Annotated in this window: 13 protein-coding genes, 1 pseudogene and 1 riboswitch; of the genes and pseudogenes, 12 read left to right on the top strand and 2 right to left on the bottom strand. The window is 40.7% G+C overall.

All coding sequences use genetic code 11. The annotated features are described in order from the left end of the window. The first annotated feature begins 2 nt into the window (after positions 1–2). Genes MLOOGBEN_RS14335 through MLOOGBEN_RS14325 form a run of 3 tightly spaced genes read left to right on the top strand, consistent with a single transcriptional unit; the run spans position 3 to position 4448 of the window. A complete protein-coding gene (locus tag MLOOGBEN_RS14335; RefSeq protein WP_179158937.1) occupies positions 3–2504 on the top strand; it encodes a beta-mannosidase in 2502 nt (833 codons plus the stop codon). A gap of 12 nt (positions 2505–2516) precedes the next feature. Beyond that, positions 2517–3524: a zinc-dependent alcohol dehydrogenase family protein gene (locus MLOOGBEN_RS14330; protein WP_179158936.1), complete on the top strand. Its 1008-nt coding sequence runs from the start codon at positions 2517–2519 to the stop codon at positions 3522–3524. A 36-nt stretch (positions 3525–3560) separates the two neighbouring features. Further along, positions 3561–4448, top strand: coding sequence for an ROK family protein (locus MLOOGBEN_RS14325; RefSeq protein ID WP_179158935.1), 888 nt, complete (start codon positions 3561–3563; stop codon positions 4446–4448). Positions 4449–4692: 244 nt separating this feature from the next. Here the strand turns inward: MLOOGBEN_RS14325 and MLOOGBEN_RS14320 are convergent, their stop codons facing one another. Beyond that, positions 4693–6345 (bottom strand): M20/M25/M40 family metallo-hydrolase, encoded by a 1653-nt coding sequence (locus tag MLOOGBEN_RS14320; protein ID WP_179158934.1) that lies wholly within the window; start codon positions 6343–6345, stop codon positions 4693–4695. 184 nt (positions 6346–6529) lie between these two features. Further along, positions 6530–6713, top strand: a riboswitch (Lysine riboswitch). Between the two features lie 80 nt (positions 6714–6793). On the opposite strand from MLOOGBEN_RS14320, the gene MLOOGBEN_RS14315 reads away from it, so the two are divergent. The 3 genes from MLOOGBEN_RS14315 to MLOOGBEN_RS14305 all read left to right on the top strand — a co-directional run bounded on the left by MLOOGBEN_RS14315 (position 6794) and on the right by MLOOGBEN_RS14305 (position 9062). Then, on the top strand, positions 6794–7588 hold the full coding sequence (locus MLOOGBEN_RS14315) for an ABC transporter substrate-binding protein (RefSeq protein ID WP_179158933.1): 795 nt from the start codon (positions 6794–6796) through the stop codon (positions 7586–7588). 92 nt (positions 7589–7680) lie between these two features. Then, positions 7681–8343, top strand: a complete 663-nt coding sequence (locus MLOOGBEN_RS14310; RefSeq protein WP_179159019.1) for an amino acid ABC transporter permease — start codon at positions 7681–7683, stop codon at positions 8341–8343. After that, positions 8340–9062, top strand: coding sequence for an amino acid ABC transporter ATP-binding protein (locus tag MLOOGBEN_RS14305; RefSeq protein WP_179158932.1), 723 nt, complete (start codon positions 8340–8342; stop codon positions 9060–9062). Before MLOOGBEN_RS14310 ends, MLOOGBEN_RS14305 begins: the two co-directional genes overlap by 4 nt. 59 nt (positions 9063–9121) lie before the next feature. Here the strand turns inward: MLOOGBEN_RS14305 and MLOOGBEN_RS14300 are convergent. Then, positions 9122–9235: pseudogene (locus MLOOGBEN_RS14300) on the bottom strand (IS3 family transposase); the annotation flags it as partial. Positions 9236–9612: 377 nt separating this feature from the next. On the opposite strand from MLOOGBEN_RS14300, the gene MLOOGBEN_RS14295 reads away from it, so the two are divergent. From MLOOGBEN_RS14295 to MLOOGBEN_RS14270, 6 genes are all read left to right on the top strand, one after another. Then, the gene (locus MLOOGBEN_RS14295) at positions 9613–9831 is read left to right on the top strand and encodes a DUF1659 domain-containing protein (RefSeq protein ID WP_179158931.1); all 219 of its coding nucleotides are present in this window, start codon (positions 9613–9615) and stop codon (positions 9829–9831) included. A gap of 33 nt (positions 9832–9864) precedes the next feature. Then, positions 9865–10083 carry a DUF2922 domain-containing protein gene (locus tag MLOOGBEN_RS14290; protein ID WP_179158930.1) on the top strand — a complete coding sequence of 73 codons (219 nt, stop codon included), beginning with the start codon at positions 9865–9867 and terminating at the stop codon, positions 10081–10083. A gap of 66 nt (positions 10084–10149) precedes the next feature. Next, positions 10150–10287, top strand: a complete 138-nt coding sequence (locus tag MLOOGBEN_RS14285; protein ID WP_179158929.1) for a YvrJ family protein — start codon at positions 10150–10152, stop codon at positions 10285–10287. A gap of 234 nt (positions 10288–10521) precedes the next feature. Continuing rightward, positions 10522–10965, top strand: coding sequence for a phosphate-starvation-inducible protein PsiE (psiE, locus tag MLOOGBEN_RS14280; RefSeq protein WP_179158928.1), 444 nt, complete (start codon positions 10522–10524; stop codon positions 10963–10965). Positions 10966–11827: 862 nt separating this feature from the next. Continuing rightward, complete coding sequence (locus MLOOGBEN_RS14275) at positions 11828–12439, top strand: TetR/AcrR family transcriptional regulator (protein ID WP_179158927.1); 612 nt, start codon at positions 11828–11830, stop codon at positions 12437–12439. Positions 12440–12571: 132 nt separating this feature from the next. Beyond that, a complete protein-coding gene (locus MLOOGBEN_RS14270) occupies positions 12572–13939 on the top strand; it encodes a phenylacetate--CoA ligase family protein (RefSeq protein WP_179158926.1) in 1368 nt (455 codons plus the stop codon). The last annotated feature ends 6 nt before the right edge of the window (positions 13940–13945 follow it).

Below are 13945 nucleotides of genomic sequence, written 5' to 3'. Positions count from 1 at the left end.
AGATGAAACTGAATCAGAACTGGAAAATACAACATTTTGAGATAGGGGAAGTTCGTGACCTTGTGGTAGCGGACCCGACGTATATCGATCATTTTTGGATGAGTGCTAAGGTGCCGGGCGATGTTCATTCCACGTTGATGGAAAAAGGATTGATTGATAATCCTTTCTTTGGACATAACGATTTAAAGTCCAAATGGGTATCAGAGAAGGTTTGGTGGTATCGCGGCGAATTTCATTATGATAAAAATGAGCTCGATCAAAAGGATCGTTTGGAATTAACCTTTGAAGGTCTCGATACGTATGCGCACGTGTATCTAAATGGGGTAGAGATTGCTTCGACTGAAAATATGTATATTGCCCATACCTTTGATGTAACGAGAGAAGTTGTCGATGGCCGGAATATCATCGCTGTGAAATTTGAGCCGATTTCACATGTGTTGAAGGAAAAAGAAAAGAATTATTGGGCTGGCTTCGGAAAAGATCGGATTTGGGCCCGGAAAGCTCAATCACATTTTGGCTGGGATTGGGGTCCACAAATTTTAACCATGGGGATTTGGAAAGACGTTCGGTTAGAGAGAAAACATGCAGCTAAGATTGAGAGTGTTTATGCAAAAACGGTTGAAATTAATGAAACCAGCGCGATTGTCGAGGTTGAGGTTGAAACGAAGTCTTATAATCGTGGTTCGGAGTTAGAGGTTGAGGTCGTTTTCGGAAATGGCGAGATTGTGAAAACGGGAAAAGTAGTCCGCAATCAGGCTCGTTTTACGCTCGAGGTGGAGCAGCCAAAGCTTTGGTGGACCCATGATTTGGGTACTCCTCATTTATATGATGTAACGGTCCGCTTGCTTTGTGAGGACGGACAAGTGGATGAGCGTTCGACAGAGATCGGAATTCGTACGATTGAGGTTATGCAAAAGGACGCAGAAGGAAATTCTCGTTTCACGTTTGTGTTAAATGGAATCGAGATTTTTGCGAAAGGTGCCAACTGGATTCCGATTGATAGTTTCATAGGACCTGCACCTGATTCAAGGTACAGCCAGCTGCTGCTGCAGGCAAAACAATCCCACATGAATATGATTCGTGTTTGGGGCGGGGGAATCTATGAAAAAGAAATTTTCTATCAAGAATGTAACCGCCTTGGATTGCTCGTTTGGCAGGATTTCATGTTTGCCTGTGCGTTATATCCAGATTACAATGCGAACTATATGGAGAACGTAAAAAAGGAAGTCATTTCAGCGATTAAAATGCTCCGTAACCATCCTTCCCTTGCGATCTGGTGCGGGAATAATGAAAATGATTGGTTATATGAGGTTGAATATTCAGCAGGAAGGATTCACACGCCTTTTTATGGTGAGAAAATCTATCATGAACTGATTCCTGAATTACTAGAGGAACTAGATACAAGCCGTCTTTATTGGCCAAGCTCGCCATTTGGCGGTAATGACCATGATTCAGAGGCCGAAGGAGACCGTCATAACTGGCAGGTTTGGCATGGAAATGTGGAGCCGCGTCAGTTCGGGGAGAACCTGGGTCAGGATTATAGTGTGGAAGGTGTTTCTTTTAAAAATTATAAAATAGATTTCACGAAGTTTAGTAGTGAATTTGGGATGCATGCCTCCTCTAACCGTTATACACTGGAGAAAAATCTTCCGGAAGGAACTTTCTATTGGGGCAGCGATGAAATGTCCTACCGCAACAAGGATTACCATCACCAAAAAGGCATTATGCTGATGGAAGGATATACAGGAATTCCAACGAATATAGAGGAGTATATGAATTTCTCGATGCTGACCCAGGCAGAAGGGCTGAAGTGCGGCATCGAGCATTATCGCCGTAATAAGCCGAATACCAGCGGGGCTTTAGTATGGCAATTAAATGATTGCTGGCCAGGTACAAGCTGGTCGATGATCGATTACTATCAGTTACCGAAGGCTTCTTGGTATTATGCGAAAAAATTCTTCCATCCCTTGTTGTTAACGATTGATCATGACGCAGGACAGGATGTTAAGGTTTGGGTCGTGAACGACAGGCTCGAAAACTATGAGGATATGCTAGAGTTAAAGGTTGTAAGTTTTAGTGGTGAGGAGCTTTTCCGAACGACAATGGACGTGAGTATTCCGGGGAATGCTTCGGAAATGGTTACTAGTTTTACAGAGGAAGAGCTGTTAGGTGGATATTCAGCGAATGAAGCGGTGATTGTCTTATCTTCGTTGAATGAAAAGGCGCAGCGGAATGTGTACTATTTTAGAGATCATAAAGATTTAGTGTTACCAGAAAGTTCATTGGTGGCAGAGGTGGATGCACTGAAGCAAAAGGTAACCGTACATTCCGAACGTTTAGCGAGAATGGTGAAATTAGAGATTCCGCTTGAGAAAATTACCTTTAGTGAGAACTTTGTGGATATTTTGCCTGGTGAAACGATCACAATTGAAATTGGACATTTAGAGGATCGTCCGGTTGATTTAAGCGAATTAAGAGTTACTGCCATTAATTCTGTAGAGTAGGTGGAGTGTAGGATGAAAGCTGCTGTATTAACAAATAAACTAGAATTAAATGTGAAAGAATTGTCTATCCCGGTTCCGTTGGATCATGAAGTGGTTATAGAGGTAAAGGCTTGCGGTATATGCGGGACAGATCAGCATATTTATCATGGGCAGCCGGGTTCTGCTGAGGTTCAATATCCGATTGTACTTGGACATGAATTAGCAGGGGAAGTGGTTCAGGTTGGCGACAAGGTTAGGGCGCTAAAGGCTGGGGACCGTGTTTCCATCGATCCGAATATTTATTGCGGCGAGTGTGATTATTGTCGTGGCGGCCGGCCGTACCTTTGTAACCATCTTCAAGCCGTTGGTGTGACCCGTGATGGTGGAATGGGTGAATATTGTACCGTTCCAGCAGCAAATTGCTATATCCTTCCTGATGAACTTTCTTATGAAGAAGGAGCGATGATTGAGCCTCTTGGATGTGTGCTGCATGGTTTTCAGCAAATAAACATTTGGCCAGGTGCTTCGGTGTTAGTGATCGGCGGCGGTTATATTGGTTTAATGATGCTGCAAATGGCGAAGATGTACGGTGGAGCGCCCATTGTTGTCAGTGAGCCAGATTTGTCAAAACATTCATTAGCGCTTCAAATGGGTGCATCTGAAACCGTTACGCCTGCGGAGCTTACTGAGCGTGGAGCCGGCAGGTATGATATTGTGATTGAATGTGTGGGAAGAAAAGATAGTATGACGCAAGCGGTGCAGATGGCGAAAAAAGGTGGAACGGTGTTACTATTTGGTGTCTCTGCCCCTGATGCGAAAATCGAAGTGAGCCCTTTTGAGATCTTTTCTAAAGAGCTGACTATCAAAGGTTCGTTTATTAACCCGCATACACATGACCAAGCTATCGCACTCGTGCAGCAGGGCAGGATTCAAATCAAACCACTGCTAAGCCACACATTTGGTCTTGAAGAGCTGCCAACTGTCATGAATGAATACCCGAAACTGAACGTCATGAAGGGGATCATTGTTCATCAGGGTTAGAGGTATAGTTTGATATAGAAAGGTAAGGTGAACGCCATGCTATTTGGTGGAATTGAAGCAGGTGGAACGAAATTTGTTTGCGGGATTGGAAATGACAAAGGAGAAATCCTTGAACAAATTACTATTCCAACAACGGTGCCTGAGGAAACGATGCCGAAAGTGATTGAATTTTTTCAAGGTAAAAAACTAGAGGGAATCGGAGTTGGTTCCTTTGGGCCCATCGATGTCGATCCTGAAAGCCCAACCTTTGGGTTCATTACGGAAACACCAAAGCTTCCTTGGAAAAATTACAACATAGTAGGCGAAATAAAGAAGCATTTCCAGGTTCCCGTTGGATTTCACACCGATGTAACAGCAGCGGCATTAGCAGAAAACACCTGGGGGGCAGCTCAAGGCATGGATAGCTGTGTCTACATGACGGTTGGAACGGGTATAGGAGTAGGAGCCGTTATCGGCGGAAAGCTTCTGCAGGGACTTACGCATCCGGAAATGGGGCATATCCTTGTTAGACGTCATCCTGATGATCACTTTGAGGGGGCATGCCCGTACCATGGAGATTGTCTAGAAGGGATGGCGGCTGGACCAGCCATTGAAAAAAGATGGAATCAAAAGGGGCAGCTGCTCACAGAGAAAAATGAAGTGTGGGAGCTAGAAGCCTATTATTTAGCGCAGGCGCTAATGAATTATATCTTAATCCTGTCTCCTAAGAAAATCATCGTCGGCGGAGGCGTTTCAAAACAAGAACAACTGCTGCCGCTCGTTCGTGACCGTGTACGGGAACTGTTAAATGGATACGTTCCTGTTTCAGAATTATCAAAGGAAAAAATTGATCAATACATTGTTCTGCCGCAGCTAGGAGACAAAGCCGGGCTGACCGGGGCCATTGCACTTGGTGCAACAGCCTATCAGGAAAAAGTTTCGTAGATTTCCATGGGGACGGTTCTTGTGGTCTCTGCTAACCATAAAAAGGCATGAGAACCGTCCCTGCGGTTCAGACCCCGGTCTGATAAATAGACGGAGAAATTCCGCTTAATGACTCGAAAACCGTGAAAATGGGTGATTTTGATTTGCATAAGCGGCCCGGGGCAAAATGAAATTAATCCAAGAGAACCGTCCCCATGGCACCGAATAGCTAAAAGCCTGTAGACTAATCTACAGGCTTTTTGGTTCAATGATTTAATAGTTTTTGAATCACGAGGTGTGTTAGATTTGGTACGATTTCAAATGAGTAAGTCATTTCCAGTCTTTCAAGTTTCTTGTGAGCATCTAAGCCATAAGGGCCGATATTGATGACTGGTACATTGATATCGCGAATGTCTTGATAGTCTACGAAGAGCTTGGTGCCCCAGCCAGGGTTATTGTTCGATTCGGCATTAATACCGGCTTCGTCATCACTAAGAGCAACAAAACTCATATCAGAGATATAAGGGAAAAAGTTACGTGTTACAATCGGATATTGATAGTATGGTTGTAGTTCTTCCACGGCTTCATCCAATGAAGTAATTAAAGCAAGCTCGTCCGTTGTTTTCCCTGTCAATTCAATCCGTGGAGAGTACAGGGATGAGTAAAACAGAATAATGGCTGGATTTTTATCCTTCATCCATTTCCAAGCTTCCTCTACCACTTTTGCCGCAAACATGCGCGTATCTAGTTCCGTATTTTTTAAAAGCTTTTCTTTAAATTGACTCATATGTGCGGTAAATGTTTCGCCGTTCTCATCGACCAATAATTGTTCCATTTCCTCGTACGTCAATACCCTAGGTTTCCAAGGATGCTGTAAATATGGTTCGCCGCTCAATGTGCTGTATTGTTTATACCTTTCTTCGAAGGAAGTAAGGGCATTGGTAAAAGCAATCATCGCTTGTTCCCTTAATTTTTCAAGCACGTCCTTTGGAGACCAGGAATGAATAAAGAAATTGTAATAAACATAGGCAGCTAAGGCGGTTTGAACGGTATAAGATGGCTTTAAATCCGTTTGTTTTAACGAAACAGGGGGCACGGTCGTCTCACCAAACGCTTCGTTACAAAGCTCCGGATTGTAATTAATTTGCCTTGTCAGCTCGGCGGCAATAAAGTTTGGATCGAGTCCCTCAAAGGCTGAGCCTACATGCGTTTCTGCTCCCGTAATAAAGAAGGATGGCAGAAGCTTTCCAACGGTCCCCTTGTAGATGTAGCGATTTTCGTCGCCTTCATATCTTGGTGAAACGAAATCCGCATTAATCGCGGCTGCATAGTCAAAACCATGTTCACTTCTCCAGCGTTTCAATGTTTTCAAAGCGGAAAGAACACCGTGTGAACTGTCCTCCTCGTCACATTCCGATAAGAGAACAATGTTTCCTTCTAATTCTTCAGGATGCTGAGAATAATAGTTTAAGAGATATAAGTGACTGGCAACCCCGCTTTTCATATCAAGGACGCCGCGGCCAAATAACCAATCCCCCGAATCTAAATGTTCTTTCGCAGCAGCTGGCAGCTGTTCCTGTTTCAGTGATTCCATTAGTTCGTCAGGGAAGCAAGCCTTGTCTTTTAATTGGTTAAAATCATCAATTCCAACCGTGTCAATATGACCCATCAAAATCACCGTACGGCTGCTATTTCCCTTTTTGCCTTTAACAAAAGCAAGAACATTATAACGCTCTTGATCATCGTTAAGTGTTTGTTCTAAAACTAAGTGGCTAGGGTTTTGTGAAAAATAGGGCATAGAGGAAATCATAGAATATAAAGACTGAGCAATGGCCTTTTCGCCATCGGTATTAACGACACTTTCAATGTTTACGAGCTGTTTCGTGAATGTCAGCACATCCTCACGACATTGCAACATACGCCTGACCTTCTTTTCTAGTAAAATAGTATTTAAAAAAAATGTATCTCAGAAGATAAAACCCGTCAAGTCTTTTAAATTGGATAAAAATTCAACTAAAATTATTATTGCACTTGTTAGAATATTTATTTATACTTAAGAAAGTTTCGTTAAACTAAATATAAAATCCTCATCTTTAAGCATTAGATGGGGTAGAGGTCGCGATTGTTATTAGTATCCTATTGGAGATTCTGTGAAATCTATGAAAATAGGAAAAAGGATCAATCGCCGAAGCTTCTGAAAATCACCTCTTTCAGAAAGCTGGGTCTGCACTCGAATAGGGGCAGAACTGTCACAGTTCCTTGGAATTGTGGAGAACTATCTTCACCAATGCTAATCGATGAGGGTGTACAGAACACCGTCAAATTTACCTTGACGGTGTTTTTTTATTAACTAGGGGGGAATATTTATGAAAAAGTTTGTATTTTTATTAGCAACAATGATGTTGATTTTATCTGCTTGCGGCACTGAGAAGGCAGATGGGGAAAAGGAAGCAAAGGCAAATGAGGGGAAGCTTGAGTTAGTGGAAAAAGGAGCGTTAACATTCTCCATGACAGGACAATATCCACCGTTAAACTTTAAGAAGGACGGTAAATTGACTGGATTTGATGTTGAAATTGGAACAGAAATTGCTAAGAGAATTGGGCTTGAAGCAAACCCTGTAACAAATCCATGGGAAACGATTATCCAAGGATTGAAGGCAAAGAAATATGATGCCATTATTGGAAGTATGACTGCTACACCTGAGCGTGATAAGCAAGTTGATTTCACCAATCCCTATTATCTATCTGGTGCACAGATTTTTGTAGCGGAAGGCAATACGGATATTCAATCAAAGGAAGATTTGAAGGGTAAAAGTATCGGGGTCATTCAAGCCAGCACATGGAAGGATATGGCTGAGGATTTATCTGATCAAGTAAAAGGCTATCCAACAGACGTAAACGCTCTTCAAGATTTGGCGCTTGGCCGTTTAGATGCCGTGATCACGGATAAAATTGTTGGTGTTAGTGCCAAAAATGAAAAAAGCTTGAAAATAAAGGAAATTGGCGATTTATTGAATGAAGACCGTGTAAGTGTAGCAGTTGCTGAAGGAAACAAAGAGCTTGCTGATAAAATCAACGAGGCCATCCAATCTATGATTGACGATGGTACGTATGAAAAAATCAGTATGAAATGGTTTAATACCAACATCATGGAAAAATAAGATTGGAAAAATACTTTAGTGAAAGCACCTAATGTGGGTGCCTTCACTATTCAAAGAAGGAGGTACGCATTGTGGTTTTTGTTGAAAATATTATGAGTATTTTTAGTGAACATGGAATTGCCTTTTTGAAAGCTTCTTGGATGACGATCGCCATAACGGCAATCTCGCTATTATTTGCGATGGTGATTGGCGTTATTTTCGCGGGCTTTAAGATTTCCTCTAGTAAAATACTAAATCGTATTGCGGATATCTACATCGGCATTATTCGTGGAACGCCTCTCATTGTTCAGATCATGTTCCTTTATTATGGACTTGCCAATATCGTGAACCTAGACAGCTTCACGGCAGGGGCTCTGGCATTAGGTGTTCATACGGGAGCCTACATTGCGGAAATTTTTAGAGGAGCTGTGCAATCCATTGATCGCGGACAGATGGAAGCGGCTAGGTCACTCGGAATGTCCTACTCTCTTTCGATGCGGAGAATTATTTTTCCACAGGCTTTCAAAAGAGCAATTCCGTCCTTAGCCAATCAGTTTATTATTGGCTTAAAAGATTCTTCCCTTGTTGCATATATTGCCGTGACGGACCTATATAACACGGCTCTTAGTGTCCAGGGGGAAAACTATATGCCTTTTGAAACGTATTTTGTTGTAGGAGTCTATTATTTGGTTATCGTTCTGATTTTCACATGGGCTGCGAATCGAATTGAAAAGAAAATGGATGTCAGTAAACCTAAGGAGGGCGTGATCGCATGATTGAAATTAGCAATCTTTCAAAATCCTTTGGTAAGCTTGTAGTATTAAAAAATATTAATTTACGTGTAGAAGAGAAAGAGGTAGTGGTTCTGATCGGTGCCAGTGGCTCTGGTAAAAGTACGCTGCTTCGCTGCCTAAATTTTTTAGAGGTGGCAGAGCGCGGTGACATTATCATCGATTCTGAAAACATAGACCTAGCAAAAACAAACTTAAATAAAGTAAGAGAAAAGGTAGGAATGGTGTTCCAGCATTTTAATCTTTTCCCTCATAAAACAGTAATAGAAAATATTACCGAAGCCCCGATTTTTGTCAGAAATGAAACAAAGGAAGCAGCGAGTTCAAAAGCACTTGCCCTTCTTAAAAAGGTAGGATTAGAGGATAAAGCCAACTACTATCCTGAACAATTATCCGGCGGGCAAAAGCAGCGGGTAGCGATTGCGAGAGCATTAGCAATGGAACCAAAAGTGATGCTTTTTGATGAGCCGACCTCAGCTTTGGACCCTGAGCTTGTTGGTGAAGTGCTGCAGGTAATGAAGGATCTGGCACGTGACGGGATGACGATGGTGATTGTGACACATGAAATGGGATTTGCGAAAGAAGTGGCGGACCGAGTCATTATGCTTGCAGACGGAAATATTATTGAAGAAGGACATCCAAATGATATCTTTGTCAATCCAAAACATGAACGTACTAAAAGGTTTTTGAACCAAATATTATAGAAAGTACTAAAACCTACCTTTGGAGTATTGATCTGACCCAATAAAGTTAGACAAAAAGTTTAGGCAGCTTCCAAGACCTGAGTCCTGTATTCGACTGGACTTAGGTCTTTTAATTTCGCCTTCATTCGTTTGTGGTTGTAATAGTGAATATAATCAGCTAATTCCCGCTCAAAATGATTCCGCCTATACGAAAAATTTGAAAATGGGAGGTTTTGCTTTGCATAATCGGAAAACCTCCCCTTATTTACCCCGAAACGAGCTCCATTCTGCATCTAACCGAAAAATCTCCGCTTGTTTTACTTTTGCTAGTTACTCAATTAAGGATTTTCAAGGCATTAGTCGTACTTTTTATGTGGAAAGACGACAGTAGTAAATTCTATCCGATAATGCCTCTTTTTAAGAGTTAGGAATTCCCCTTTCTAGCAACCTAAAAGTTTGTTATTTCATCACTCTAATTGAGTTAAAATCCCTTTTTAAAAAATTCTTTTCAATGACCCTGTCCTTTTTGCCTCCTTTTCTATATATAAAGGGGTGAAAGGAGGTGATTACGATGGCACAAGCAGTTATAGCAACATCTAAGTTGCGTTTGGTGTTCCAGGTGGGGATGGAGGATGACGGTAAGCCGATTCTAAAGGCGAAGACCTTCAGCAATATTCAAAAGTTAGCGACAGCTGACCAGCTTCTACAAGCAGCACAAGCTGTTATCAGCTTATCCAATGATTCTCTCAGCAGCATGGAGAGGGTCGACAATTCCGAATTACTAGCGTAATCGGAAAATAAATGATAGAAGGAGGTGAATGAAATGGCTAAAACATTAGAGTTGGAGTTTGTTACGGAATATGGGAAACCCGCTCGTTTATCAATCGAAAATCCGAAGGAACCGATTGATGGAGCGGTGGTGAAGGTAGCGATGGAAGCAATGATCACGTCTGGAGTTTTCACTTCTACTAATGGTAACTATGCTTCTGTTAAAGGAGCACGAGTAATTGACCGCAATGTAACGGAATATGAAATTATTTAATCGTGTACGAGGCCGGTTTCCAAAAGAAGCCGGCCTCGGTGATACTGGCGAAAGGAGTGAATTCTAGTGGAGCAAATTATCCCTTTCATTAGTGATGTTGGATTCCCGATCGTCGTCACCCTCTATCTGCTTTACCGAATCGAGTCAAAACTTGATATGGTGGTCCAGTCGATACAGAACCTTCCTGAACGAATGAAGGTGTAAAGGGAGTGACCGTGGGGACGGTTCCGATGGTCTTTCTGGGCTGATTGTTATCTCTGGACCCTGTCCCCATGGGCCGTGCTATTTAAAATTGACAAAATTTTAATACTTTTGCAAATTTTAATGTTGTATAATATAAAATATTAAAAAAAGGAGTATAAGAGAACGCGAGATAGCGGACATGTTATAGAAAAAGGAAGGTATAGTTAGTTTTTTAAAAGTGAGAGGAAGGTTTGCATGTTAAAGATAAAACAGAATTTTTCAAGTATCTTATACCTTATCCCAAAGGTATTCCAATTATTTTTGAATATTTCTCTCATTCTTTTAGGAATCATTTTATCCATTTTACTAGTAAAGGAATTAATCATTTTCATTCAGATTTTGATAGAAGGAGGCGAAAATGATTATAAACTTGTTCTTGCGAATATACTAATCTTCTTTTTATATTTTGAGTTTATTTCTATGATTGTTAAGTACTTTAAAGAAGAATACCATTTTCCTATTAGGTATTTTATCTATATTGGTATAACGGCAATGGTAAGAATCATTATTGTTGAGCACGAACACCCTGAAAAGGTATTATTTTATGCGATTATCATCCTAATTCTTATAATCGGCTATTTCATTATCAATTGTACACCTCGTGAAAGACCCAATAGTAATAAATTGTTTAAAAAGTAAACCGTGGACATGGTGGACATGGGTGTGGACATGGGGCCGGTTCTTGTGGTCATCGTTTTATATATAATTGCCAGGAGAACCGTCCCCATGGTAACGAAATTAATGTAAACCAGAAACTCTTATCATAAAACAGACACCTACAGCTAAGTAGGTGTCTGTTTTTATACCCCAGGTGTACATGGGGACGGTTCTGATAGCTTTTTTCTGTTCGGGATCCTTAGTAGGTGAGAATTTCCACCATTCAAAAGTTCGTTATAATCTCGAAAGGAGTTGGAGTTATCTAGTTAATAGTGAGAACAGATTTCGACTTCTTTTTCTTGTAACTTTAATCAAAAGGCTTGTCTTTAAAGGAGTTGTGCCTGATTTAATCAATCGATTGTGTAATAGGGGAAAAACAAGGTATTTGCCAAAGAATGCAGTTTTAAGGAGAAACGGCTCATATATGGGGGTTTTTCAAGAAATTCCTTAGATTTCCTTCTATTTACCGACAATTATTTTGCTTGAATCTAGAGAAAAAACTTTATATAACAGGATTCATTCAACTTTTACACAAACGTTTAATTACCATGCAATTTTGGAAGAACCTGTCGTTACTTGGAGGGACCGTGGGGACGGTTCTTGTGGTCATCGTTTAAATAAAAAAGCCGTCCCCTTGTCCCTCAGTGATGCTTAAAGAAAAAATGCTGTTGACACAAGTAAATCTCTTTTGTAATATTTGAATTATCAGATAAGTTAGTAATTAATAACTAACTTAACTATATCTATTGAATCAATAAAGTTTTTTCTAGTTATGTTCCTTTTTTGGGATACTGCCTATAGAATATTAACATATCGTACCAGAGCAGGATAGGGAGGTTTTAAAATGCTGAAACCAAAGCGAATGCCAGCAGAAAAGAGAAAGAGAGTGATTATAAGGGCTGCGATAGAAGTTTTTTCGGAATCTAATTATCGTGTGGCCAAAATATCGGAAATTGCCACTAGAGCAGGTGTGACCGATCCGATGATTTATAAGTTTTTTAAATCCAAGAGTGTTCTTTTTCAAGAAATTCTTAAAAAAACAAGCAGTAAGACGCTAAAGGAATTCTTAGAACAAGATTTCTTTTATATGGAAAAGATAGTATGTAAAGAAGACTTCAGATTAGCAGTTGAGAAAAGCCTTTTTTCTTATTTTGCTAGTATGGAAAAATATCGGAAGGAAATAAAAATCTACTTCCAAGCGTTGTCAGAGGTGGATGAACCGGATGTAGAAAAGGTATTAAAGGATTCTTATCAAAACTATGCTTCTTTATATGAGTCTATGTTGCAAAAGGGAGCAGAGGCAAACATCATCCAGTTAGAGATGAGTGCGAAGGCAATTGCATGGGATATTATTGGCTTCACAATTCATCAAAGTACGTTGTTCTTAATGGGCTTTTATGTGGAAGAGGATGCAAAGAAGCTTCTTCATCAACGGATAACTATGTGGATTCCATAATATTCAAATGAACATTTTCATTTAAGGAGGTGGTCCTGTCAGCTTATCAAATAATCTGGAACTGTCACTCTAGTAGAAGTTTTTTGTAAGCGCTTATATTAGGAATGAATGATTAACAGGGGGGTTCCGGGAATGAGAAAAATTCGTTATGTGACGAACCGACTAAATACCATGAGTACTAATGAAATTATGCAATACCGTGAAACAAAGTTACTTAACCAAGTTAAGTATTGTTACAGAAATTCAGAATTTTATCAGAAAAAGTTCAAAGAGATTGGAATACAGCCCCAAGAAATTCGGTCAATTGATGATTTTCGTAAGTTGCCGATTATGATGGATAAAGAACAGGAAAGACAGAGTCAAGAAGAGTCGATGGAGAGATTCGGTCACCCATTTGGTATGCATTTATGTTGTTCCCCAGATGATGTTGTCATGACAGCTACCACCAGCGGAACTACCGGTATACCTACGTTTACGTATACTCTTTCCCAACATGATCAAAATAATATCTCTTCTGCGGTTTCTTATATGATGGAATATGGCCGAGTAAGCCCTGGTGACCGGTTATTATTTAATCATGCTTTAGGAATTTATGCGACATCTGCTGTACTCCCAGGGATTAGAAAAGCTGGCGTTTTACCGATTGATGTAGATGTAAGGGCAGGGACGGCGGCCATTTTACAGTATGCAAAGTTAACCAAACCCACTGCTGCGATGATGACGCCGTCTTTAGCGGAGCATTTAATTCAAAAAAGTTCTCAAATTTCAGGAACAGAGGTTAGAGATTTACAGTTATCTGCCTTATTCAATGTAGGTGAAATTGCGATTGGGATTCCAGAAGTAAAGCAAAAAATTGAAGAGGCATATGGCTGCCGGGTATATGATTGGATTGCACCGCTTGGGGGAACAATTGCCTTTTCATGTGACTCCGATGAGTATCATGGCATGCACTGCGTGACACCTGACTTTGATTTGTATCCATATGATTTGGTGGATCCAGAAACAAAGAAACCGATTGATATTGTGGACGGAGTAATTGGCGAGGCTATCTATACCTCTTTGGACCGTATAGCTGTTCCCATGCTGCGAATGGGTTCAGGAGATATCGTCCAAGTCCTAACCAAGGAATGCCCAGGCTGTGGTTTCAAAGGCTTACGGGTGAAGGTGATTGGGCGTTCCGATGATATGCTCATCGTGAAAGGAGTTAATGTATATCCTGCTGCCATAAAGAGAGTGATTAATACCTTTATTCCAGAGGTGACCGGGGAAATTAGAATTGTTTTAGAACAAAAGCCGCCAAGAGTAGAACCACCGTTAAAGGTAAAAGTGGAATATGGATATGGTGTAAATTCAGGAAGACTGCCCTATTTAGAGGAAAAAATAAAAGAGGCATTAAGCCAAGAGGTGAGAGTTAATCCGGAAATTATTTGGTGCTCGCCTGGAACCTTAGAAAAATCTCTCGCGAAGACACCTGTATTTGAAAAGAATTACTACGCGTAGATTTTT

It is taken from the genome of Bacillus sp. EB106-08-02-XG196 (assembly GCF_013396335.1).
In the GTDB taxonomy this organism is placed as follows: Bacteria; Bacillota; Bacilli; order Bacillales; family Cytobacillaceae; genus Neobacillus.
This window is presented reverse-complemented; position numbering and strand designations above follow the sequence as displayed.